Origin of the sequence: Belnapia mucosa (assembly GCF_016775475.1) — a bacterium.
GTDB lineage: Bacteria > Pseudomonadota > Alphaproteobacteria > Acetobacterales > Acetobacteraceae > Belnapia > Belnapia mucosa.
Map to the genome: position 1 here is coordinate 68361 of NZ_JAEUXJ010000017.1, position 23351 is coordinate 91711.

The following is a 23351-nucleotide window of genomic DNA, read 5'->3' on the forward strand; positions in this document are numbered from 1 at the left end:
AGGGCGGTTCGAACCTTTTAAGGGGGGTTCGAACCCCCCTCTTTTCGGGGGTTCGGACCCCCAAAGTTCAGACCCCCAAAGTTCAGACCCTCAAAGTTCAGACCCTCAAAGTTCAGACCCTCAAAGTTCGGATCCCCAAAGTTCGGACCGTGGGTTCGGATCTGGGTGCGCACCAGAAGGGGCCTGCAGGTGCCATGCTCCGGCGTATCCAGGTCTTGGTTTCCCCTTGGGGGTCATCCGGACCTTGAGGACCCACGAACCGCCCGTCGCTGCGCCACGACGACCGCTCTCAAACTCTCACGTGGTTTCCGTGCGGACGCATCCCAGGCCAGCGGTCGCCCAAGGCGGATCTACCCCGTCCGAATGCAGATCCACAGCGTCATCCAGAAGGTCGAAGGGAGCGGTTCCGATGCCTGACCAGCAGCACCGCTGAGGGCCGTAGTGGCTTCCTGGTCGGTCATCGTCGTCGGTCGGACAGAAGCAGCTCCGAGGCCGGCGGTGGGCATCTCGGCCGAGCTATGGGAGGGATGCTCCGACCTCTTGGAGTTGCCCCTCCACGGAGCGATCAAGGTGGCGCAGTTCGGGCCCGAAAAGATGCTCGCTTGCCGCTGGATCGTGGATGACGGCCTCGAAGGCCACCTTCTGAATGGCAGTCCAAACCTCGGGACGAGCCTCGATCGCCGGCCTCCCGTCGTCGTCCATCGGCAAGCGGGCAGTGAGTCCAGACTTCCGCAGCAGCGCCACCGCCACAGATACAGTGAGCGGGCCGACCCTTACGCGCACGATAGCCGTGGGGTTGCGCCGCTTGCCCGGCAGCACCCGGACGGAGAGCGCCCGAATTGTCTGGACGACAGGCTTGGTCATGCCAGGTTCTTTCAGGTGCCGGTGGCGCCTCTCTACACCACGTCCGGAGGCACGATCGACTGCTGCTCTCCCCGGCCATCAGCCGCCATCAACAGGGCACCCGATACCGACGCTCTCTCGCGTGCGCGTGCGGGTGCGCGCATGAGTCACAGGGTGCGAACCCTGGGGTGCGAACCCCCAAGGTGCGAACCGGGGGAGGCCGCCGGAAGGCGGCCGTTTTCCTGGGGTTTGCTGGTTCGCACCCAGGGTTCGCACCGTGGGTGCGCACCCTCGGGTTTGCCCTCTCCCGGGGTTCGCATCCCTCGGTTCGTACGCCAGGGTTCGCGCTTCGGGTGCGAACCCTTATCCGACGTCTGGGACATGGAGCCGAAGGGGCAATCTGTCCACGCTTCCAGCATTCCCCGACAGACACGGAATACGGTCCGATCCCGTTGCCCGTCGGAACAGCGTCCGGAGCCGATATTTGAAAATTTGAATCGGCCATGACAGTGCCGGGGCAGAGACTGTTGGTTCCATCGGGCGTCCAGGCAGACAGCCCGAGCTGTAGAGCCCGGCCACGACACATCCCCTGGGCACGAAGCGATGATTTGGCCCGGCACAGCCGTTCAGGGTCGCTCAATCGGGGAGCATGCCAGGGCGGCGACCTCGGCCAGGCGCCGCAGGCGGAAGGCAGAGAGCCCGGCACCGGGCAAGGCGGCCCCGAGTTGCTTGAGCCCCGGCAGGTGGGACAGGGCTCCATCGGCCAGGGTCTGGCCCAGCAGCTCCATCCTCGACGCCCCTGCCGCCGTCCAGGCAACGCGCCGCAGCAGGGCCAACGTCACCGCGGCACCCGGGCGCATGCCGTGAATGGCCGCAACCTTGCGAAGCAGCGACACACTTCGCAGCGCGGCCAGCACCCCGTCCAAAGCCGGTAAGGGGCTGATCGCCACCACCACCCCGCTTTCCAGTGCCGCCCGGTTACCCGCCTGCCGTGTGGCCTGGCGCAGCGGTTTGGCGAGATGGCGACGCAGGCCGCTCGAAGGTGCGGGATGTCGACCGCGGCGATGACCGCCGCCCGCGCGCTTGGCGCGGTGGGGATGCGGTCGGCCAAGCCATTCAGTCAGCGCGCTGACACGAACATTGTGGCGGCCGAGCTGCGGTTGTGGCTGGGCGACATGATATGCTGCCGTCATGGATCCCGCCGGACCGCCCTCGCCTCCCCTGCCCCCCTCCCCGTCGCGCCTGCCCTGGGACTTCCATCCCGCGCTGACCGAGGAGCGGCTGCGGGTCTGCGCCCGGATGCTGGCCAATGCCCGGCGCGATGCGCTGGCCATGGCCAGCGCGGCGCCGCCGAGGAGCCGACCGAGCGCACCCTCAAGCGCCAGGAGGTCGAGGTGCAGCAGCTCTCCCTGGCGCTGGGCGAAGCCGAGGCCGAGGGGCTGGCCTTCCGCCTGGCGGTGAGGACCGGGTCGAGTGCTTCTGGCCGGTGCCGCTGGAGCTGCCCGCCGCGGTGGCGGCCGGTGCCGGGGTCCAGCTGCGGCTGATCGCCGATGACGGCTATGCCGGGCCTGGCGACGGCGCCAGCCGTCCCGTAGCCTTGCCCCCTGCCCTGCCGCCACGGCGCAAACCCGCCACCGGTCCGTCGCGGCCGCAGACCACGCTCCTGTAGCCAAGCTTGAGCGACGGTTTTGCAGAGCGGCTGGTAACGGGCATGCAGTCCGGCGATGCCAGCGTTACCGCAAGCACGGTCGAGAGGCCATTTATGCTCCGTCGAAACCGGCAGCTTGGCGCCCATCGCGGTCCTTCAGCCCCAGTGCCGGCTGCTTTGAAGCGGACATACCGTCGGGACATGCCAAACGGCAGGAAGCGGCCGAGGGTGCCGAGAACGAAAGTGGTGAGCCCTTATCGGCTGGTTGCTTGTGTTGGAGAATTGGTGGGCCTAAAGGCCATTGTTGCAAATAGGGTAGATCTCGGGCTCTTACCGCAACTTCGGGCACGGTGGTGAATGCGCTTGCGCCTGCGCTACACGCTAAGTGCCTAACGCGCGCTGGCGACATCGGATGGATGAGCCTGTTTGAAGATTGCGAGTGCCATGTGGGATGGTTGTTGATCACGTCGGGCGGCAGCCGGTTCGAGCAGATCAAGCACGGTCACAGTGGGCACAAGGCTGAGGTCCCACCACAACTTGGCAGCTTTGACCGCTTCTGCGTTGGTGCTGAGCATCCCGCGAATTTTCATTGTTAGCCTGTATCTCCCGCCTGGGCGGGCGGGCGATCCTTCCAGTTAGGCAAATGCATTCGTCCGGCAGAGGTTTGTCGCTACTCGCCAGAAACCTTCAGCATCGACAGTGTGCGGTCCAAGAGCGATTCTGCAGAGAGCGTGGATCTCATCGCGGCGTGTCGCTACGGAGGCCCTTGGGACATCGGTATCCTGATCGTGCTCTCACTTGGTTTCGCAAAAGGTTAGGGTACATCTGCGGCGCCCGGCCTGGCCGGGGCGCATTCCCGGCCCGACCGAGTAGCGCGTAGGCGAAGCGGAGACGCGGGCCCCACTCCCTGACGCCCGGCGACCAATCCGGACCCGGAGAAATACGATGGACAGGCGTGACCTTCTGCGCGCCGCCGCGACGGGTGCCGTGGCGTGCACGCTCTCGCGCCCTACAGTGGCCCAGCCGAGCGCCACAGCGCGTATCTTGCGCTTCGTGCCACACGCCAACTTGGCAAATCTCGACCCGATCTGGAGCACGCAACTTATCAGCCGCACCCATGGCTTTCTGGTCTACGACACGCTTTACGGCACCGACGCCGACCTCCGCGCCCACCCACAGATGGCTGAGGGCCACACTCTCGAGGAGGGCGGGACGGTCTGTACCGTAGCCCTGCGGGAGGGGTTGCGCTTCCACGACGGCGAGCCAGTGCTTGCGCGCGACTGCGTCGCCAGCCTCCAGCGCTGGATGAGACGGAGCCCGGTTGGGCAGACGCTCGGGGAACGCCTAGACGCGCTGGAGGCGCCGGACGATCGACGTCTGGTTTTCCGTCTCAAGCGGCCGTTCCCGCACCTGATCACCGCCCTCGGCTCTGTGGCCTCGCCCGTGCCCTTCATCATGGCCGAGCGCCACGCACGCACCGACCCTTTCCGGCAGGTGACGGAGGTCGTGGGCTCCGGGCCATTCCGCTTCAGGCCGGACGAGTTCGTCACAGGCAGCCTTGTCGTCTACGAGCGAAACTCCACCTACGTGCCGGCGCCGCCCGGCGCCGCCACGAGCCTCACGGCCGGCCCGAAGGTCACGCACCTCGACCGCGTCGAGTGGCGCATCCTCCCCGACGCCGCTACGGCTGCGGCCGCCCTCCAGGCGGGAGAGGTGGATTGGTATGAGAGTCCCTCGCCCGAGGTAGCCGAGCGGCTGCGGCGGCACCCGGCGCTGCGGGTCGAACGGGTGGACCGTCTGCCTTACCTCGGCCTGCTGCGCTTCAACCACCTGCACGCGCCCTTCGACGACGCGCGCGCGCGCCGGGCGCTGCTACCGGCCGTCGCCCAGGCCGACTTCATGACCGCGATCGTCGGCTCCGACCCGGGGATGTGGCGCGACGGCGCAGGCGTCTTCCCGCCCGGCACCCCATATGCGAGCGACGCCGGGCTTGCGCCGCTGAAGGGTACGCGCGACCTGGGCGAGGCGAAGCGGCTGCTGCGCGAGGCGGGCTACGACGGCCGCCCCGTGCGGCTGATCGGCACCACGGAGGGGCTGGGGGCGGCCGCGGCCACGCAGGTGGCGGCGGACCTGTTCCGCCGCCTGGGGTTGAACCTGGACCTCGTGGTGTCGGACACGGCGAGCTGGATCCGGCGGCGCACGAGCCGGGAGCCGCTCGAGCGCGGCGGCTGGTCCGCCTTCTGCACCGTCACGCCCGGCTTCGAGATGGCCGACCCGGCGAGCCATGCAGCGCTGCGCGGCAACGGCCTCGCCGCTTGGCCGGGCTGGCCCACCAGCCCGCGGATCGAGGCGCTGCGCGAGGCTTGGCTCGAGGCACCTGACACCCTGGAGCAGGAGCGCGTCGCCCGGCAGATGCAGGACGCGGCGATGGAGGACCTGCCCTTCGTGCCGCTCGGCGCTTACTGGCAGAATACTGCGTTGCGGCGCGACCTCGTCGGGCGGGTGTCTGGTTTCCCGATCTTCTGGGGCATCCGCCGCACGTGACGCCGGGCTCGTGCCCGGGCCGTTGATCGGCTCATACCGCCCGGCGCGCACGCCAAAGCAGCTAAGAGCGCCTAACAGAACCACCGTTGGACGAATCGCCAGGCGATGATGGCTGAGGCGAGGGTGAGGAAGGCGGAGTGGATGTCGGCGCGGCGCTCGTAGCGGATCGCTAGCCGCCGAAACTGGCTGAACCAGGCCAGGGTGCGCTCAACGACCCACCGGTGCCGGCCTAGCTTGGCGCTGCTCTCGATGCCACGACGTGCGATGCGGGGCTGGATGTGGCGGCGGGTCAGGGCCCGGCGGCAGCGGCGGTGATCGTAGGCCTTGTCGGCGTGCAGCTTGCTGGGACGCCTGCGAGGCCTGCCCCAGGACTGCCGGATCGGCGGCACAGCATCGACCAGTTCCTCCAGCATCCTGCTGTCATGCACGTTTGCGCCCGTCACCCGAACCGCGAGCGGGATGCCGTTGGCGTCCGTGAGGATGTGGCGCTTCGAGCCCGGCTTGCCCCGGTCGGTCGGGTTCGGCCCCGTCTGCGCGCCCCCCTTTTTGCCGCAACCGACGCGCTGTCGAGGGCGGCGCGCCGAAAGTCGATGGCGTTGCGCCGCCCCAAGCGGTCGAGGACTGCACGCTGGAGGCGGTCCCACACCCCAGCCTCCTGCCAGTCACGCAGCCGGCGCCAGCACGTCATGCCAGACCCGCAGCCCATCTCCTGGGGCAGCATCTCCCACGGGATGCCCGACTGTAGGACGAAGAGGATGCCGGTCAGGGCCGCGCGGTCGGACAGGCGAGGCCGACCGCCCTTCGGCTTCGGCGGCTCAGGCGGCAGCAGCGGCTCCACCACCGCCCACAGCGCATCAGAGACAAGGGGCCTGCTCATGCCACCGAGAACCCGCCAGACCCAGTTTTGTTAGATGCTTTTAGCCTGGGCGGAAGTGATGTCTGCCAATCGTGCAACAAATGCTCCAGGAGCAGTCCGTATAAAGACGTCGATCCGAACCTACGCATGCCGTCGTAGAAGGGCGTTGCGCAGATCTTCTCAAGTTTTTCAGCGCGCAACTACAGGTGAATCGATCGCTCTATTCACAAGGCTACCGGTTCGAAGGGAGGCATCATGTCATTGCAGAATTCCTACAACGCGGGCGCTAGCGGATATGATCGGGTTTTTGGTCCCGTCTCGCGGGAGTTCGTTCCAAGGCTCGTGACAGCCGCCCGGCTTGCCCGCGGTATGCGGGTCCTTGATGTCGCCACCGGTACCGGCATCGCTGCCGAAATAGCGGCCGAGGTGGTCGGCTCCTCGGGCCATGTGGTCGCTGCCGACATTTCCGGCCCGATGCTGGATCGCGCACGCGAGCGTCTGCGCAAAGTAGGCAACGTCACGTTCGCCCTTGAGGACGGCCAAGCGCTCACCCTGCCAGATCAGAGTTTCGATGCAGTCATCTGTGCCATGGCTCTGATGCTGTTCGCTGACCAAGCACGGGGTGTTGCCGAGTTCTACCGCGTACTGCGAAGCGGTGGATGGGCTGCTGCTTCAGTTAACACCACCTATGACCGCTCGTTTTCCAGCCGCGTGAATGTCGCTATGGGCCGCCATGTGCCCTCGATGGCGGAGGCTGCTGGGCGTTATTACTCACTCGGTGACCCCGACCACCTGCGACGCCTGTTCGAGGCCGTAGGCTTTCAGGATGTGGAGATCACCAAGGAGACCCGCAGCTACCGCTTTTCCTCATTCGATGTCTACTTCGAACCGTTTGATAGCGGCGTAGGGGTGGGTGGGACAGAATATGCCGCCCTTCCAGAGGAGGTGCGCCGGCTGGTTCGAGAGGATGTGCGCCGAGAGCTAGGTGGCGACCCTTCAGGTGGCCCTGTAGAGGTGCCCGTAGAAATCATGTTTGTAAGCGGCCGGAGATAGCCTAGGGCCTGTCCGAGCTTGAGTGCCAATGCTGACTGCCGGCTCTTGGCACGGCCGGCAGAGCGCATGGAGCCTAGCTAGTGGCGGCTACTTGGTCCGAACCAAAGAAAGGCCGCTTCGGATCGAGAGCCGCCGAGCGTGGCCCGCCGCATGATGTCTGCTTTCCCGGATGCCACGCCCAAAAGCAGACAGTCCGCTTTCGGCCCACCTCAGCCGTTCCGAGGAGCGACGGCAGGGTTTGCCGGAGGTCGGATGCAGCGGCAGAGCTCCGCCGCTTGAGCTTGATCACATGTGACAAGTCCCGCTTGTAACGGGTAAAGCTGCCATACTTGATCCGGCGCACACGAAAGGCGCGTCTACTTGGAAAATGCTCACGCTGCTGTTTCAGCGGGAGCGGATAATCGGTTGCGCATCTGGTGTGCAAAGGCAGGTGTTTTGTCGGCTTGGATCTATGCTAAGCTCTCTCGCGGTATCTGCTGACTTGTGGGCGTTATGCCGCACAACGAAGACGCGAGCACTTAATGCCCCGAGCGGTAGCCCCAAGTGGGAGGGTGCCGCTATGGCCATCGACCAATCTGCCTACACGTTCAACCCCATCACCTTGCCCGGCATCGGGGTGGTGCCCCAGCTCGCGGACATCAACAACCACGGCGACATCGTCGGCCATATCGACGACGCTAGCGGGGAGCATGGCTTCCTGCTTCGCGGTGGGGACGTGACCATCTTAGATGTGCCCGGTGCCAACGGCACCGTCGCAACCAGCGTCAACGACGCCGGCGATATCGTCGGCTACTATCTTAGCCCCGACATCGCGCTGCACGGCTTTCTTTACAGCCACGGCACCTTCACCACCTTAGATATACCCGGGGCCAGCTCTACCGAGCTCACCGGTATCAACGATCGCGGGCAGATCGTTGGCTTTGCTTCAGCTAGCAGTGCTGATGCGCCATCGGGCGGCTTCATTTTCGATAACGGCGCCTTTACCCGGATCACGGTGCCTGACCACCCCGACGCCTTCTTGGTGCCGCAGGGCATCAACAATCATGGTGTGATAGTCGGCGTGAGCGGTAACGAGGGCTTCGTGCTCGAGGGCGACCATCTCACCACCCTGGACAATCCCTTCTCCTCTTTCTTTATCCGGCCTGACGACGTTAACGATGAGGGTCAAGTGGTTGGCTCGCTTGCTCCTGCACAACGTGCCGGGGCGGGCTTCGTCTATGACGACAGCCAGATCACCTTGTTTGGGCCACCTCAGCCGACCAACCAGGCGCCCAACTGGAGCCTCCACGGCATCAACGATGCTGGTGATATCGTCGGCAATAATGGTTCAGGAGGGGCCTCGGGTGGCTTCGCCTTTCTGGCTACCCCAACGGCTGTCACACCGCCAGCACCTAACCGGCCGGTCGTAGACTGGGACGCCTTGGCAGCGCTGGTGGAGGCCAACTTTGCTGCCACCGGGAAGTGGTTTGTCCCCGACGACGTCAGTGTGCCGGCTCCTATTCAGCCAGTCGTGGACTGGGACGCCATAGCGGCTCAGGTCGAGGCCAACTTCGCTGCAACCGGTCAGTGGTTTCTCTAGCGCAGCCTGGGGAGTGTGGGACATCAAACTGGAGAGGCCGGTGCCGACCCGGTGAACACCATGCAAAGCTGCGCGGCGGCGGACTCGACATCACTCATGTTCCATTCCGGGGCGGGTCGGAGGTCAACCGCGAACTGCTCGGCGGCCGGCTGCAGATCGGCATCGACACTGGTCAGCTTCGGCCCCAGCATCGAGGCTGGGCGCCTGCGCGCGCTCGCGACGCTGCATGCCGAACGTCTGCCCACGCATCCCGACCTGCCCACTGTCGCGGAGGCGCCGGGGCTCGAAGGGCTGGAGGCGTCCGGCTTCATCGGCATCGCGGCGCCGGCGAGCACGCCAAGCCAAGTTGTGGCACGGCTGGACGCCGCGGTCGCGGCGGTCATGGCCGAGACCGACCTGCCCGCGAGGTTTGCTGCTCAGGGCGTGCTCTCGCAGCCCGCCGGGGCCGCGGCATTCGGCGCGTTGTTGACCCGCGACCGCGCCAGCGACATTCACCGCCAATGTCCAGCGGCTACTATCGGGCCGCTGGGGCCAGATCCTTGGCTTTGCGGGCAAGCCCAGCAGAAGCGGCTGGGATGAGGTGCAAGCGTTTACCGGTTGGCGACCTCGACGAGCTTATCATCGAGTTGCGATCGCAAACCCAAGGGCTGGGCACCTACACGCACAACTTCGACCATCTGGCCGAGGCTCGTGGCCGATAGGCGGCCATAGCCATGTCCATAGGCGCTCGGAATGCGAGCGGTGATGGGTAGGCGCTGGCTACCGACGGACGGTGCCGAAAGCCGGGCGCAATGTGAGGCGGCCTCGAACTCCTCCGATCTGTGCGCAGCCTTGTTTCGAATGTACTTCATCCGCTTCGTTATAATTGTATGCTGCCAGCTGTTCGGTCAGTGCTTCGGTTCACATCGGCCGTGCCAAGCAGAAACTAGGCCAGCAACAGCTGTACGCGGGAGGGCCATCACATGAGAAGACCGCAGGGCCACACCATTTCAAAGCCCGGATCAGGATGCATGTCGCGCCGCTCCACATTGGGCGTGATTACTGGCGGGCTCGCTGCTTCGATTGTCGGCCTGCCCACACAGGGGCGCGCACAGGCGGGGACGGATTGGCCCAACCAATCAGTGCGTTATATAAACATTTTCCCACCAGGTGGCGCGACCGACACGCTGTCGCGGCTTTACTGCGCTAAGATGAGCGAGATCACCGGCCAGCAATTCGTGGTGGAGAATCGCTCAGGCTCCGGCGGCAATGTTGGAGTCGACGCGATCGCGAAGTCCCGACCTGACGGATACACAGTTGGGTTGGGCAGCATCGCTGCGCACGCTATTGCGCCAACGCTCTATGCCAGCCTGCCGTTTAACGCGGCGCAAGACTTCACCTTTATCTCGGGCCTCTGGCAACTGCCCAACTTGCTGGTAGTCAATAACGACTTGCCGGCACGCAGCGTGCCAGAGCTGATCGCTCTGCTGAAGGCAAATCCCGGTAAGTACGCCTATGGCTCCTCCGGCATCGGCACCACGCCACATCTCTCGGGCGAACTACTGAAGCAGATGGTCGGCTCGGACATTCTGCATGTACCCTATCGTGGTGGCGCACCAGCGCTCCTCGACCTGCTGGCCGGGCGGGTGCACCTGATCATGGACAACATCCCGGGTCTTCTGCCGACCGCGCGCGAGGGTCGGATACGGGCGCTGGCTGTCACTGGCCCGCAGCGCAGCTCCGCAGCGCCAGAACTACCGACCATGTCGGAATTCCTGCCGGGCTTCGAGATCACCTCTTGGGGTGCGGTCTGCGGCCCTGCTGGCGTCCCGGGGCCAGTGGTGGAGCGCCACTCGGCATTTGCAAAACAGGCACTGGAGAGCCCCGACCTAATCCGCAGCTTTCAAGAACTCGGCGCCAAATCCTGGTGGACAACGCCGGAGGAGATCGCCGCTTTCCGCGCTAGCGAGGAAGCTCGGCTGGCGCCGCTGATCCGGGCAAGCGGCGCGCGGGTGGAGTAAGCGAATGCCTTCACTCGGCACGATCCCAGCCTTCTTAAACTCACGACCTGAGTTGCCGAGGTCGTTGTGCCGCCTGGATGGATCGAAACTACGAAGCAGAGGAAATCTTTGCCGCGGGCGCATACGATTCGCCGCCGCCTTGGCGGCCACGACAAACAAGGAGGAATCGTGATGCACATCGATCCCTGCCGCTGCTGCGGCGGCTTTCTCTACCCGCGCTCCTCGGGCCGTCGCGCCCTCGGGGGTATGGCGGCAGGCCTTCTGGCCGCTGCGGCGTTGTCCGGCCGCTCCACCTTTGCGGCCGACCCTGTCCCAAAGACCACCCTCTCCCCCGATGAGGCCCTCGCCCGGCTCAAGGAGGGCAACGATCAGTTCCGCACGGAAGCACCCTACAACGCGGTCCAGGGCCGGGAGCGGCGGGTTGAACTGGCCCGCGGCCAAGCCCCGTTCTGTGCCCTGGTCGGCTGCTCCGACAGCCGCGTGCCGCCCGAACTGCTCTTCGGCCGCGGCCTGGGCGAGCTCTTCATCGTGCGCAATGCCGGGAACACTGTCGACACAGCAGCACTGGGCAGCATTGAGTACGGCGTCGGCGTGCTCGGCTGTCCTCTCATCGTGGTGCTCGGCCATGAGAGCTGTGGTGCCGTTGCCGCGGCAGTTGACGTCGTGCAGAGCAATGCCACCTTCCCCAGTATGATCGGGGAGATGATCCAGCCGATCATCCCCGCCGTCCTCTCCGTCCGGCGCCCCTCTGGCGAGATCGTGCTGAACGACGCCGTCGTAGCCAACTCGCGGCGGGTCGTCGCCCGGCTCAAGTCACAGAGCCCAATCGCACAGGAGGCGGTACGAGCGAACAAGCTGAAGATCGTCGCTGCCCGCTATAGGCTCGCTGACGGCAACGTGGAATGGTTCGAGGACATCTGAGCTTCAGACGATCGGACGCCCCCGGCGGGCTTGCCTGCCGGGGGCCGCGAACCCTAGCCCTGACAGGGTTGGTTGGCGTAATTCGGCGGACCGTCATGGGTCCGCTTCTCGAAGGCACCGGCTCGAAAGCTGCCGGGCGGCTTCCGGCCAAACTACGCCATCAAGTGCTGGTCCGACGCCGAACACCACCAGGGGCTGGCGTGCCCCGAGCCTTTGGCCATGGCGCACCATGTCGAGGAAAGGGTTTTGCAGGTCAGGATGCCCGAGCTACAGCCAGTGGAAGCTGGCCGGTAGGCGCCTCGCACCTCGCCAGAGGTGACCACCGCGATTCTACACTTCAGGGCAAAAGTGGCAGGTGACGAAGGGGCTGCTATCTCAAGTAGCTTTGGCATCAAGCGCTGCCGTCCATGTGTGGTAATGGCAGTTACCGTGCACGGCATGCATTGGCTGAAACCATTACCATCCACATTGATACAGCCATAGGCAGCCGTCAGCCGCACTGCGAGCATGTCGTCAGACCGCGCGCTTCCCGCTTCTGCTCGACCAAGTATCCGCAGCGGATGCAGTTGGCGCGGTCATCATCCTCGGCGAAGGGATCCGCAAAGCGCCGCGTCACCTTCGGCAGACCTGGCTTTGTGCAGCGCGGTTCAGAAATCTCGGCGGCAGGGGTGACGCTTGGGATCGCAGCCAACATCGCTTCCGCTGACGTTGGCTGCTGCGCCGATGGCTCCCACATCGGCATAACATGGGTGATCGGGGGCAACGGTTCGGGCCCCGTGGAAGGCGCTGTCTGCTGTGTGCCAGGCAGAGGTGCCCTCGTAGGAAACCCGTCGGGCCATGCCTCCGCACAGGCCTCCCACGACGCCGGACGCGGAGGGTCCTCAATCGGCCTCGATGGACCGCGTGCAAGCTGCACGACCTCTACGACCCGACCGGCTGTCGTCACCGAGCCCTTCCTCCTCGGCGCGGTGACGATGTGCCGCTTTTCGCTAGCAGACACGCCCCGCCTGGAGTGGCGAGGGAAAACTTGATCTTTTTCTGACATAGGCATCCATTATCGAGGGTGACTGTCTCCGCAAAATGGCCGGAGTACAAGGCTTGCCCCCATCGTCGCTATAACATATGGGCGGAATTCCTAGAAGCAGCGCCACGGACCACTGCAAGTTGCAGCTTCTGTATGCAACTGCTTCTAACCACTCCGGCGTATTACCAGACTAGCGGCATTTTGCGGTCGTCGCTCTGGCAGTTTAGCAACGACACCATGCGCATTTCTGCTCCCGGCCATCCTGCCGGTCCGCTACACGGAGAGGCTGCCGGTACGCCGCAGCATCCGCATCCAAGGAGGCACGGCAATGAGCACGCCCAGGTACCGCGACCACCTGCCGCAGCTAGAAAACGCTGGCGGCCTGTTCCTGACCGACGGCGGCATCGAGACCACGCTAATCTTCCAGGACCAGCTCGACCTTCCCTGCTTCGCCGCTTTCGACCTGCTGAAGGACGAGGGCGGCCGGGCAGCGCTCAACCGCTATTTCTCCCGCCACGCCGCGATCGCCCGAACGAGGAGGGTGGGCTTTGTCCTGGAAAGCCCAACTTGGCGCGCTAACCCTGATTGGGGGCAGAAGGTCGGCTATTCCGTAGCGTCGCTCGCGGAAGCGAACCGCGCGGCGATCTCTCTGATGGAGACCGTGCGCGACGCGCAGGAGACGGCACGCTCGCCGATGGTGATCAGCGGCTGCATCGGTCCGCGCGGCGACGGCTACGACCCCGGCGTGCTGATGTCCCTGGAGGAGGCGGAGGCTTATCACGCTTGGCAGATTGGAATCTTTGCCCAAACGGCGGCGGACATGGTGACTGCCATCACCATGACGAACTCGAACGAAGCGATCGGCGTCGCGCGCGCTGCCTGGGCAGCGGGGATGCCGGTGGCGATCTCCTTCACTGTGGAGACGGACGGTCGGCTACCAACGGGTGAGGCCCTGGGCGAGGCCATCGCCACGGTGGACGCGGCCACCGACGCCGCGCCCGCCTACTACATGATTAACTGTGCGCACCCGACGCACTTCGCGCACCTGTTCGCCGGCGAGGGTGCGCCTTGGGTTGGGCGGCTGCGTGGGCTCCGCGCCAATGCCTCTCAACGCAGCCACGCGGAGCTCGACCAAGCGACAGACCTCGATGACGGCGATCCCGTCGACCTGGGGGCTCAATACGCCAATCTGCGGCGGCGCCATCGGCAGCTTACCGTTCTGGGCGGATGCTGCGGTACGGATCACCGCCACATCGAGCGCATCTGCGACGCGTGCACCGCCGCGCCGTGAGGACTAAACCACTGGCGGTGCGTAATGTTGATTAAAATAAGGCCTTTATCTCGCATTCCGCAGGAATTTGAGCCCTGCAAGCCTGGGCGAGTGTGCCATGACGATTCCTGACACGACAGCGAATCCGGGAGCGAGAGCAAACTGCCGCCTCCGTCCGATTCGCGGGCGGACCGGGGACGGCTGTCCACAGGTCGGCCAGTTATCCCTTGGACTCTAGTGGCGGAGTTACTGGACTCTGGTGGCGCAAACCCCTGTTATCCCTTGGAGTCTGGTGGCACATACTAATAGCTAAGTTCTAATAGTTCTCGATTAGCTTGCGCCACCAGAGTCCAACTTGCTTCATCGCCGCCGGCCCGGCACGTTGTGGCCATGGCTGAAATCCACCAGCTGATCCTGACGCATGGTATCGAAGAAGCCCGACGGCAGGCGGCGAGCGCGCATGAGCGCGCGGTGGTCGAGGCCGCCTATCAGGTGCTCGCGGAAGAGACCGAGAGTATCGGCTTCACTTACTCCGGCTTCGCTCTGACCTCCCTGCCCCACAAGGAGCAGCAGGAGATGGTTTGGCGGCGCGAAGGACATAACCTGACCCTCGTACTACAGTCCGGCACCGATCGGCTCGGCAAGACGATCGGCTTACCCTACGGGTCCTATGCCCGCTTCATCCTGCTGTTCCTGCAAAGCGAAGCCGTGAAAACGGGCAGTCGGGAGATCGAACTCGGTCGCTCCATGCAGGTCTGGCTGGGCCGAATGGGCCTTTCCATCGGCGGCAACAGCTACCGGATCGTGAAAGAGCAAGCCAAGCGGATCTCAGTGTGCCGTCTGACCTTCTTCGGCATGAACGGCGATCAGGAAGTGCTCAGGAACGGAGGCTTCGTCGAGGGGGCAATCACTATGACGGGGATCAGCACCTCGCCGGACCAGCCTTCGCTCTGGCAGGACAAAGTCCGGCTCGATGAGGCTTTCTACAAGGCGCTGCGCGAGCACCCGGTCCCGGTCAGCGAAGGCGCACTGAAGGCGATCGGCCCGCGATCAATGTCGATCGACGTCTATATCTGGTTGGCCTACCGGCTCCACGCCCTGAAGCGCGACACGGATGTCAGCTGGTCCGCCCTCTACAGCCAGTTCGGGGCGGGTTTCAAGCGGTTACGGGCCTTCCGTGCCCAGTTCCTGGAGAGCTTACAACTGTCGCTGGCCGCCTATCCGGAGGCGCGAGTCACGGTGAGTGAGACTGGCGTGACGCTCCACCCCTCCCGTCCGGCCATCGCCAAGCTGTAGGGCGCCACCAGAGTCCAACTAAACACCACCGCGGCCCTCCCTTCCTGGGGGTGGCCGTTTCCTTTTTCAGGCGCAAAGCAAGGTTGCGCGCTCCCAAACTTGGACTCTGGTGGCGCCCCCGAACATGTGCAACACCGCACTCGACAATGCGGTAATGCAATTCGGGCCGAACGACGATGCTCTCGTATGGACCACCGCAGGCTTCAAACTGGCCCTTGCGAAAACCAGGTAGGCGACGCCGAGCTCTTCCCAGAGCGGCCTCCGGGCGATCGAGATCTACCTGGACTGGCGTTCTGGCTCCATGCCCTCCAAGTCAAAACGATGATCGGCTGGTTCGCCCTGTGGTGCCTGTTCAGCCGAGTTCAAGGAGCCGCTGGCGTTAGCGCCGACGCCTTACCGCGCGGTCCGCGTACAGTGGTGGACAAGGGACTCCTCCTTGCCCCCTCCCCTGCCCTCATCCAGCTTTGAGCTGGTCCGCAAGAATTACATCCAGGGCGCACTGCAGATCGGCGGCTAGGTCTTCGTGCTACCGTGGAGGCGAGGAGTGGCCTCGGAGATGAAGAGGAGGGTTAAGCCCGAGGCCTTCCAGACGTCGAGGTAGACTGTGGCTCGGAGAATCTCTCCGTCTTCCGGCTTACTGAAAGGCAAGGCCAGTCCGTTTCACCGGCTAACGCGAACGAGATGCCAAGCGGCCATTAGGCGCTTTGGTCATTCGGTCATGGCGCCATATGACACAGGGGCTCTCCTCGCCTCTGCCCTACCCGCGGCGGCGCCGGGGCGGACCCGCAGACGGAACCCGCCAGGGTCCGGCGAGCCCCTTCTCGGCAGCCCAGGTCTCGACGGCCTCGAGCAAGAGGTCGTGGACCTTCACGCCCCTCTCGACCGCGTAGAGGCGGAGTGCCTTCTTCCCCGTGGGGTGTAGGTAAAGGACAGACGGATCGGCGGCGTCCTCCAGCGGGCGACGACCCCTTCCTTGTATGACCTCCGCCTCAACGACCGGGCTGCGCGTGCCAGTCGGTAGCGAGGCTGCCGGTGACGCTGGCGCAAGCTGGGGCGGTTCGACCATTAAGGACGCCGCATAGGAGATCGGGGCGCCGGGGCGCTTGCTCATGCCGTCACCTCTGTCTTGATGGCTGCCTTGCCGCGACTCCGCTTGGCCTTCGAATCAACAGGCGCATTATTCGTTGGGTCTGAGGGCAGTATTGTCTTCATGTCATATGACCCAACGGCTACGACGCCACTCCGCTGCAGCCACCCCCAGACCTCCGCCAGCTCGGCGCGGGCTCGTCCCTCCGGCTCGCGCTCCTGAGGCGTCAGGCCTTCCGCATAGGCGTAGGGGTAGCTGATCGAGGCAGAGATCGCCGTTGGGCAGACGTCCGCCCCCATCGCCTCGAGAGCTTCCCTCGCCAGGGCCACGGCCTTCACGCGCTTGTCCGGCGGGGATTGCCACAGGATCACCCCTGTCCGCCGCTTCTGGGCACTGGCCACGCGGAGGCTTTCCTGGACGGACTCAAGGTCTTCAGGGTTCGGGCGCGTCACCACTAGGGCGCCGGTGGAATGGTCCAGGGCAGCGTTCACCGCGGGCGTCGCGGTCGGCGGCGTGTCCACCAGGATCAGGTCGACGCCCTGGGCTCGATAGCTCTCAATCTGCGCGGCTAGCCCACCCGGGGCCGGGACCACGACCAGCGGGACTGGGATGCCTGTGGTCGCGCGCCTCTGCCCCCACCGGTAGCAGGTTGGTTGAGGATCGGTGTCGATGATGACGACGCGGCGCCCGGCCTTAAGCGCTTCCACGGCAAGGCAGCGCACGGCGGTGGACTTTCCGGTGCCCCCTTTTCTGGCCAACACGCTGACAACAAGCACGGCGGCCTCCAGATAAATCCGTCCTGTGGTCGTAGCGCGCTGAGGTCATTCGGTCAACGTGCGCATGGGCCACTGTGTCATATGACAGAGTGGCAGTGTTCGTCATGATGTCATATGGCGCAGCGACTGCATGCTTACCGATATGCCGATGGCTGGTTAGGATTCAGGCGTTCCAGTCTCCCTCCTCGGGTTATCTGGCGCGTCCTGCGCCAGGGTCGCCCACGTTCAGGGGACGGAGGTGAGCAACCTCGGCATCCCCAGGTTACGGTCCATTCGGCGTGCCAGATCGCCCGCGAGCAGAGCCGTCGGAACCCGCTAGACTCCCCGCGGGCAGTGCTGAATGCCTACGGTGGGAGGCTATTCCGGGTGCTCGAAGAGTGCCCGGAGTAAGACCGGAATTGGCTGCGCTCCGCGTCGCCCGGGCGCTGAAGAGACGGGCCCTGGAAACCGCCTGACCTTTAGGTTGACCGGAAATCCACCGGGAAAAGCCACTTGAACCAAGCCCTCTCGTAAGCCCGGCGCACCGTAACGACCTTGCCCTGGAAGGCACCGATCCAATTCCGTGGACGCCGTCGGTTACTCACTGCCAGCGGCCTGCGGGCTCGTCTTTTTGCACCAAATGTAGGTCCCTTGGATGTAGCCGCTGTCGTCCGCGAATGCGCCCGTTCTCTGTGGGTGCCAATACAGCAGCGCCAGGGGAATGATGAGCTTCGGTTCACACACTTTGGCCGCATGGTCATATGGCACGGTGGCGAGCGAACGTTGCTTAGGGCGTGCTCGACCTGGGTGTCGATAGTCCCGGTGTTCACGAGCGAGCCCCTAGAGCATGTCGCGCCGATGGCTTCATCGAATCTCGGCGAGCTCGCCAAAAAAGATACAGACCAGATGCCATATGACCCTTCGGCCGAGTGGCCATTCTACCATAGCGGCGAACCCAGCCTGGTCATGTTGTTTCTAATTCAACTCTGGTGCAGGGGCCGTGCCGCTGTAACTGCCGGCCGGTCCTAATGCCGAAGGATCCGTTAGGCCGAGCTGCGCTGCTGCGCCCGTTATGCCCGGCACTGCGACGAACTTGGCCCGGGCAGAAGCGGTCGATAGATAGCGCCTGCCACGGACCCAGGTGCCGAGACGGGTGCGTGCGTCCAGGACCTCGTGCCGGATAAGGCGCTTAACAAAAAGTCTCAGGGTCACACGGTCATATGGCACATAGGTCAAATGGCCAACTTCTCTTGGGGGGGGGCAGAGACCGGGCATTCAAGGGAGCCATTATCCTAGCAAAGATCTCAGCGTCGCTTTTCGGGATCGGCACCGGATCGATGGCGAGCACAATGTCGAAGTCGGTGACCCGGGCGTTGCTTTCCGCGAGCAGGGAAGGGGCGGCGTCCCCGTCGCCGTTCCCGCGGCTGTCCCAGTTGCCCGCCAGCTCAATCTCAATCCGCGCCGTTTCCTCTGTGCTTCGGTGTTCCATCAGGTCGGCTACGGCGCGCGCTGGGTCGCCTCCTCGAACTCTGGAAAGGCCCAGCCCGTCATGGCCTCCACCTAGGACAGAAAAGCTTCCCGCATCATGTCGAGCAGCTGGCAAACTACATCCACTGTTCATGGGACGCCATGACTCGCACGACTCCCAGGGCGTCGTCGCGACCAGAGCCGTAGTATGCCTCGGCGTCCGCTTTCTCCGACCCCGCTGGCAGGTGCGCCGGGGTCAGTACGACCTCCCCGGCTGGGTTGAAGTGCGGCCGGAAGCCAAGGCGCTCACACTCTTGCCGGGCCTCACAAGCGGATGGGCCTTTGGGCACCGGCGGGGCAGGGGAGGGGGCATCCTTTGTCGGACTTCCATCGCTATCCCCGGGTCATTGCACGTTCGGTAGGCTGCGGGTCATCTCCGACGGCATGAGGAGGATTGGAGCGCATACGTCCTCGGTTAGGTCAGGATGCGGCCGTCTCACACAGGGCAGTTCCACCGGAGCTTGAAGCATCTCGTCCCCCACGCAGGCCCGATCTGGCGGCTTTCCAGAATTGCGGCAAGCCTCTCTTCCCTTGTGGTAAGGGATACTTATCGCATGTGTGGATGCCCCCTGCGGGTCAAGGCGAATCAGCAACTCTGGCACTGAGAGCACGGGTGCGGTCATGTGTGCGGCCTCTGATGCGGCCGGCCTGGCCGCGGGCCCTGATGAGCTGCGCGGAACGAGGGGGCATTCAAGTCAGCGCGCTTGAGTGGCGCATTGCGATAAACGGCCTCTCTCGTCACCGGCTCACCGGTTTCTCGCTGTCATCGTCGTTTTGGCACCTTGGCCCTCGCCGGGTGCGGCGCCCGGCGAGCTCGGACACAACCGCCTAGGCGGTCGCGGTTGTTGTGTAGGTCCCCCCTCGGGCCAGCAGGGCCCAGGCGATGCGGGCCATCTTGTTGGCCAGCGCCACCGCCACGACCTTGAAGGGCCGCCGCGCCAGCAGACGCGTGACCCAGTCCGCCGCCTCCGGGTTGCGCCGGGCATAGCGCAGGCGGCTTGTGGCGCCGAGGACCAGCAAGCGGCGCAACATGGAGTTGCCCTGCCGGGAGATCCGGCCCAGGCGCTCCTTGCCGCCGCTCGAGTGCGGCTTTGGGGTCAGCCCTAGCGAGGCCGCGAAGTGTCGCGCCGAGGCAAACCCATGCGGATTGGCCACCATCGCGGCCAGGGCTGTCGCGCCGATCGCTCCGATACCGGGGATGCTCGCCAGCCGCCGGGCCGTCTCGTCCTCACGGGCATGGCGGACCATGCGGCGGTCGAGCCGCTCAATGCGTCCTTCCAAGGCCTCGATCTGCGCCACCAGCTCGCCCAGCGCCTCGCGTGCCAGGTCAGGCAGCCGGGCATCGTCGCCGTCACGCACCACCGCGATCAGCTCGGCGACCTTGCGCCCCTGCGCCGCTACGATGCCGTACTTGGCGAGATGAGAGCGCAGCGCGTTGATGGTCTGGGTGCGCTGGCGCACCAGCATGTCGCGAACTTTCAGCTCCACCAGGCTGGCCTGCTGCGCCTCGGTCTTGACCGGCACAAAACGCATGGTCGGGCGCGTCACCGCCTCGCAGATTGCCTCAGCGTCCGCCGCGTCGGTCTTGCCTCGCTTAGAGTCTGAACGCGAAATAAGCTTGGTCCTTCAGGTCGGTATCGACACATAGGGCAGTGCGTCGGCTGAGCCTCACCATGTTGGGCCGATGCCTCGCACCAGCCTACGCAGCAATGCTGACCTGCCTCCGCCTTCCGGCCGCCGTGTTCCCCGCCCCATCCGTGGTGACGGCTGGAACGCCCTGGCCGACATCGAGGTCTTCGTCTTTGCCGTCGAAGCTGAGTTGGAGGCCATGGACCACGAGCGGATCGGCGTGCATCGCCGCGGCCGCAAGCCGGACCCCGCGCTGCGGCGGCGGCTGATCGGGCTGATCTGGACCCTAACCTTCGGCGGTATGCAGTGGCGCATCGCCGGCTGGCTTTCGGGCGTTCCCTTCACCACCCTGCATAGCAGCTTCGCGCGCTGGACCCGTCTGGGCCTTTGGCGCCGGCTGGGCCAACGCCTCGCGCTCGATTGGCGCTTGGCCTGCGGCGACGAGGTGCTGCCCTCAGCAGTGGTGGCCGACAGCCGCTCTCTCCGGTCAGCCCCGACCGCCTGGGTGCGTGGCATTGACGGCGGTAAACTGGTCAAGGGCGTGAAGCTGTTCGCGGTCTGCGACAAGCACGGATCGCTGCTCGATCTCGAACTGCAACCGGCCAACACCGACGACCGCGCCGGCATATTGCCGATGCTGCCGCGGCTGGCCGCGCTCGGCTTCCAAGGCGATCTCCTCGGCGACAGCGGCTTCAAGGGAGCGCCCTTCGCCGCGGCAGCGCTCGAGCACGAAATCCATGTCTCTATCTCGCCGGGCGGCACGCCTGACGGGCGCTTCCTGCCCAACGGGATCAGGTGGGTGGTGGAGCGGCTGTTCGCTTGGCTCAGCCGCTACCGCCGCCTCAACGTCGTGTACGACCGCGCCGCGGACCTCTTTGCCGGGCACATCTGGATTGCGATGATCTCCATCATCTCACGGCGGATCGTCGCCCAAACCCAGGCGCAGTAAGGAGTTTATTCGCATACAGCGTCTTAACGTAAGGTTTCACGTAAGCAGGCGGCATGAGTCGGACCGTGTGGCCGAGGCGCGTGAGCTCGCGCGCCCAGTAGTGCGCACCACCGCAGGCCTCCATGCCGATCAGCGCCGGCGGCAATGTCTCGAAAAAGTCCAGCATTGCTGACCGGCGGAGCTTGCGCCGCAGCACGACCCCACCCGCCGCGTTGACCCCATGCACTTGGAAAACGCTCTTGGCCAGGTCGAGGCCGATCGTCGTAATCTCCTCCATGGATGCCTCCTCTCCTTCGTGGTCAGGCTCAGCACCAACCACGCTATGGCACCTCGATGCCGCGGAGCAGGGGGGCATCCACCTCATCAAGTGATAGAGTAAGAAGCCTCACTGTTACAGGGCGCATGACGGTGGCCTTTCTACCCTGGTATGCTCCCATAGCGGCCTTTGAAGCAGGCAGAAGAGAGGGCTACGGGATGCGTTCCAGTACGCCAGAGAGTCATTGCCTAAGCCTGCGGCATGCATCTCTCGTCTTACTCGCGCTTTTCAGTCTATCCCTAGCGCCAACTCTCGCCCAGGAGGACGCGGTCGGCCCCGAGCGCGAATTTACCGTGCAGGGGAGCTTCCAGGGAAAGAAGGTAAAGGTGCCCGCCGAGGATCTCAGTGGGATCGCCTGCCTGCCCTATGGTCCAGACGGTGCGCGCGAGTGCCTCGTCGTCAACGACGAGAACAAAGGCGCGCAGCACGCCAGGCTCGTGGGCGAGGTTCTGTCTTCGGGTACGCCGGTCCCGTTGCTTGGCGACGAGTTGCCAAAGGATGCTAGGGGCATACCGCCTACGCTCGCCTGCCCCGGTGGGTCAGACGACTTCGCGGATCTCGACGGTGAGGGCGTAGCCGTGGCACCGGGCGGGACCCCGGAAAGCGGCACATTTTACGTGGTCGGCTCGCACGGCTGCTCGCGCGCCAAGGCCAAAGGGCGGCTCTCAAGTTTCCTGCTCGCTCGCGTCCCCTTCATCGGCGGCCATCCGGGGCGTCCTGAGCTGACTTGGCGGCTTTCCGCCGTCCTGCAGGTCAACCCAGAGCTAGCGCCCTTTTTCACGCAGCCCCTTAATGAGGATCATCAGGGACTGAACGTCGAAGGCATCGCCGCTGTGGGTGGCGATCTGCTGTTTGGCCTGCGCGCTCCGTCTCAGGGTGGTCGCGCCTTTCTCATTCGCGTCCCCGTCTCGACACTGTTTGCGCCGGACCAACCCGGTAATTTGATTGCGGAGACAATCCCACTCGAACTCGCCGAGGGGGTTGGTATCCGCGACTTAACGGCGCTCCCCGACGGGAGGCTTCTCGTCCTTGCGGGCCCTGCACAAGAGCAGGCGACTCCTTATACTATCTGGCTAGCCGAGTTGAACCGCGCCTCCGCCAGCAAACCGTCGGCATCGCTGCGCCGCCTCGCAGCGCTTCGCGATATCGAAGTGGGTCAGGATCGGGCCAAGGCCGAAGCGATCCTGTTCCTCGGCGAAGAGGGCGGGAAGCTCCGCGTCCTTCTTCTCTTCGACGGGCTGGCGAATGGTGGCCCGCGAACGTACTTGCTGCCACGCTGAGCGCATTCTGATGCAGAGGGCAGCCGGATCGTGTTCAGCAACTCGGCGAGTTGTACGACCGCTCTTTCGAGAGCCACCACATTGCTCCGCCCAACTAGCGCCATATCAACTTCACCAGCAACGATTACGAGCGCGGATACCAACCTCGGTCCAGGCGGTTTCAGGCCGCTCCGCAGTAAATAGATTGCATATTTTGCGTTGGAAGCAGGCTAACCATGTTGCTGATCGATGCCACCAGCTTTGTTATTGTGCTCGTTCTATGGCAGAATTCCAACCATACAACGAATGCACCAGATAAATCTAGTAAGGAGGAGCTTCGATGGTTTTCCGCGCTTCAAAGCAGAAAGTTCTTAACCGAGGTGTTCCGCCGGACAGCTTTCTCAATGAGCTCGCCACATGGGGCAAGATGGCGCCTGACGACATCTTTGCTCCTAACCCACACACGGACATCTATTCGAACATCGTCGAGGTGCTCGGTCCTTGGCAGGATCTTAAGCATCGTCGAGCTGTTTTATTGGAAGTAATGCGAGTTCTCGCAGGCTTTGAGTCTTCTTGGGACTGGAACGCAGGCGTCGATATAACCAATCCAACTTCAACGACGCCGGATACGATCGAAGCGGGTGCTTGGCAGGTCAGTGCGAACTCTATGGCCTTTGGGCCAGAACTCAAAGCTCTTGTGCTAAACAAGGTCGGTTCGCTAAAAGGCTGTTTTGAAAGCTACGGGGCAGGAAGTCGCTTGCGGTTCGGGTGAGCGAGGCGGTGGAGCATGAGACG

At 64.5% G+C, this 23351-nt stretch carries 18 protein-coding genes and 1 pseudogene; 12 read left to right on the forward strand and 7 right to left on the reverse strand.

Annotated features, from left to right (window positions below; translation table 11 throughout):
- Positions 1-516: 516 nt before the first annotated feature.
- The gene (locus tag JMJ55_RS25410) at positions 517-864 is read right to left on the reverse strand and encodes a hypothetical protein (RefSeq protein WP_202828422.1); all 348 of its coding nucleotides are present in this window, start codon (positions 862-864) and stop codon (positions 517-519) included.
- A 605-nt stretch (positions 865-1469) separates the two neighbouring features.
- Positions 1470-2036 carry a DUF697 domain-containing protein gene (locus tag JMJ55_RS25415; RefSeq protein ID WP_202828423.1) on the reverse strand — a complete coding sequence of 189 codons (567 nt, stop codon included), beginning with the start codon at positions 2034-2036 and terminating at the stop codon, positions 1470-1472.
- Between the two features lie 293 nt (positions 2037-2329).
- On the opposite strand from JMJ55_RS25415, the gene JMJ55_RS25420 reads away from it, so the two are divergent.
- On the forward strand, positions 2330-2512 hold the full coding sequence (locus JMJ55_RS25420) for a hypothetical protein (protein ID WP_202828424.1): 183 nt from the start codon (positions 2330-2332) through the stop codon (positions 2510-2512).
- 368 nt (positions 2513-2880) lie between these two features.
- Here the strand turns inward: JMJ55_RS25420 and JMJ55_RS25425 are convergent, their stop codons facing one another.
- Positions 2881-3066 (reverse strand): hypothetical protein, encoded by a 186-nt coding sequence (locus tag JMJ55_RS25425; RefSeq protein ID WP_202828425.1) that lies wholly within the window; start codon positions 3064-3066, stop codon positions 2881-2883.
- A gap of 370 nt (positions 3067-3436) precedes the next feature.
- Here JMJ55_RS25425 and JMJ55_RS25430 point away from each other — a divergent pair, with 370 nt between their 5' ends.
- Positions 3437-5035, forward strand: coding sequence for an ABC transporter substrate-binding protein (locus tag JMJ55_RS25430; RefSeq protein ID WP_202828426.1), 1599 nt, complete (start codon positions 3437-3439; stop codon positions 5033-5035).
- A gap of 71 nt (positions 5036-5106) precedes the next feature.
- On the opposite strand, the gene JMJ55_RS25435 is transcribed toward JMJ55_RS25430, so the two are convergent.
- A protein-coding gene (locus JMJ55_RS25435; RefSeq protein WP_202828427.1) for an IS5 family transposase occupies positions 5107-5912 on the reverse strand; the annotation gives its coding sequence in 2 pieces (ribosomal slippage) (positions 5107-5585 and positions 5585-5912; 807 coding nt in all).
- A 234-nt stretch (positions 5913-6146) separates the two neighbouring features.
- Here JMJ55_RS25435 and JMJ55_RS25440 point away from each other — a divergent pair.
- The 7 genes from JMJ55_RS25440 (at position 6147) to JMJ55_RS25470 (ending at position 15034) form a co-directional block, all read left to right on the forward strand.
- Positions 6147-6944: a class I SAM-dependent methyltransferase gene (locus tag JMJ55_RS25440; protein WP_202828428.1), complete on the forward strand. Its 798-nt coding sequence runs from the start codon at positions 6147-6149 to the stop codon at positions 6942-6944.
- A gap of 559 nt (positions 6945-7503) precedes the next feature.
- Positions 7504-8523, forward strand: a complete 1020-nt coding sequence (locus JMJ55_RS25445) for a hypothetical protein (RefSeq protein ID WP_202828429.1) — start codon at positions 7504-7506, stop codon at positions 8521-8523.
- A 60-nt stretch (positions 8524-8583) separates the two neighbouring features.
- A complete protein-coding gene (locus JMJ55_RS25450; protein ID WP_236034047.1) occupies positions 8584-9102 on the forward strand; it encodes a tripartite tricarboxylate transporter substrate-binding protein in 519 nt (172 codons plus the stop codon).
- 431 nt (positions 9103-9533) lie between these two features.
- Positions 9534-10523 (forward strand): Bug family tripartite tricarboxylate transporter substrate binding protein, encoded by a 990-nt coding sequence (locus JMJ55_RS25455; RefSeq protein WP_202828431.1) that lies wholly within the window; start codon positions 9534-9536, stop codon positions 10521-10523.
- Positions 10524-10694: 171 nt separating this feature from the next.
- Positions 10695-11444, forward strand: a complete 750-nt coding sequence (locus tag JMJ55_RS25460) for a carbonic anhydrase (protein WP_202828432.1) — start codon at positions 10695-10697, stop codon at positions 11442-11444.
- A gap of 1352 nt (positions 11445-12796) precedes the next feature.
- Positions 12797-13759, forward strand: coding sequence for a homocysteine S-methyltransferase family protein (locus tag JMJ55_RS25465; RefSeq protein WP_202828433.1), 963 nt, complete (start codon positions 12797-12799; stop codon positions 13757-13759).
- 369 nt (positions 13760-14128) lie between these two features.
- The gene (locus JMJ55_RS25470) at positions 14129-15034 is read left to right on the forward strand and encodes a replication protein RepA (protein ID WP_202828434.1); all 906 of its coding nucleotides are present in this window, start codon (positions 14129-14131) and stop codon (positions 15032-15034) included.
- Between the two features lie 1107 nt (positions 15035-16141).
- Here the strand turns inward: JMJ55_RS25470 and JMJ55_RS25475 are convergent.
- Positions 16142-16897 carry an AAA family ATPase gene (locus JMJ55_RS25475; protein ID WP_202828435.1) on the reverse strand — a complete coding sequence of 252 codons (756 nt, stop codon included), beginning with the start codon at positions 16895-16897 and terminating at the stop codon, positions 16142-16144.
- A gap of 2334 nt (positions 16898-19231) precedes the next feature.
- Complete coding sequence (locus tag JMJ55_RS25480) at positions 19232-20017, reverse strand: IS110 family RNA-guided transposase (RefSeq protein WP_202828440.1); 786 nt, start codon at positions 20015-20017, stop codon at positions 19232-19234.
- Between the two features lie 70 nt (positions 20018-20087).
- Between JMJ55_RS25480 and JMJ55_RS25485 the strand changes: the two genes are divergently transcribed.
- Entirely contained in the window at positions 20088-20981 is an 894-nt protein-coding gene (locus JMJ55_RS25485) for an IS5 family transposase (protein ID WP_202828436.1), read from the forward strand.
- Positions 20982-21003: 22 nt separating this feature from the next.
- On the opposite strand, the pseudogene JMJ55_RS25490 reads toward JMJ55_RS25485, so the two are convergent.
- A pseudogene (locus JMJ55_RS25490) lies at positions 21004-21258 on the reverse strand (IS110 family transposase); the annotation flags it as partial.
- A gap of 365 nt (positions 21259-21623) precedes the next feature.
- On the opposite strand from JMJ55_RS25490, the gene JMJ55_RS25495 reads away from it, so the two are divergent.
- Positions 21624-22577, forward strand: coding sequence for a DUF3616 domain-containing protein (locus JMJ55_RS25495; protein ID WP_202828437.1), 954 nt, complete (start codon positions 21624-21626; stop codon positions 22575-22577).
- A 319-nt stretch (positions 22578-22896) separates the two neighbouring features.
- Complete coding sequence (locus JMJ55_RS25500; RefSeq protein WP_202828438.1) at positions 22897-23328, forward strand: hypothetical protein; 432 nt, start codon at positions 22897-22899, stop codon at positions 23326-23328.
- The last annotated feature ends 23 nt before the right edge of the window (positions 23329-23351 follow it).

Coding starts and splice junctions, on each gene's coding strand:
- JMJ55_RS25410 (WP_202828422.1), bottom strand. CDS start 864: ATGACCAAGCCTGTCGTCCAGACAATTCGGGCGCTCTCCGTCCGGGTG.
- JMJ55_RS25445 (WP_202828429.1), top strand. CDS start 7,504: ATGGCCATCGACCAATCTGCCTACACGTTCAACCCCATCACCTTGCCC.
- JMJ55_RS25425 (WP_202828425.1), bottom strand. CDS start 3,066: ATGCTCAGCACCAACGCAGAAGCGGTCAAAGCTGCCAAGTTGTGGTGG.
- JMJ55_RS25440 (WP_202828428.1), top strand. CDS start 6,147: ATGTCATTGCAGAATTCCTACAACGCGGGCGCTAGCGGATATGATCGG.
- JMJ55_RS25470 (WP_202828434.1), top strand. CDS start 14,129: ATGGCTGAAATCCACCAGCTGATCCTGACGCATGGTATCGAAGAAGCC.
- JMJ55_RS25465 (WP_202828433.1), top strand. CDS start 12,797: ATGAGCACGCCCAGGTACCGCGACCACCTGCCGCAGCTAGAAAACGCT.
- JMJ55_RS25415 (WP_202828423.1), bottom strand. CDS start 2,036: ATGACGGCAGCATATCATGTCGCCCAGCCACAACCGCAGCTCGGCCGC.
- JMJ55_RS25450 (WP_236034047.1), top strand. CDS start 8,584: ATGCAAAGCTGCGCGGCGGCGGACTCGACATCACTCATGTTCCATTCC.
- JMJ55_RS25485 (WP_202828436.1), top strand. CDS start 20,088: ATGCCTCGCACCAGCCTACGCAGCAATGCTGACCTGCCTCCGCCTTCC.
- JMJ55_RS25455 (WP_202828431.1), top strand. CDS start 9,534: ATGTCGCGCCGCTCCACATTGGGCGTGATTACTGGCGGGCTCGCTGCT.
- JMJ55_RS25460 (WP_202828432.1), top strand. CDS start 10,695: ATGCACATCGATCCCTGCCGCTGCTGCGGCGGCTTTCTCTACCCGCGC.
- JMJ55_RS25430 (WP_202828426.1), top strand. CDS start 3,437: ATGGACAGGCGTGACCTTCTGCGCGCCGCCGCGACGGGTGCCGTGGCG.
- JMJ55_RS25500 (WP_202828438.1), top strand. CDS start 22,897: ATGGTTTTCCGCGCTTCAAAGCAGAAAGTTCTTAACCGAGGTGTTCCG.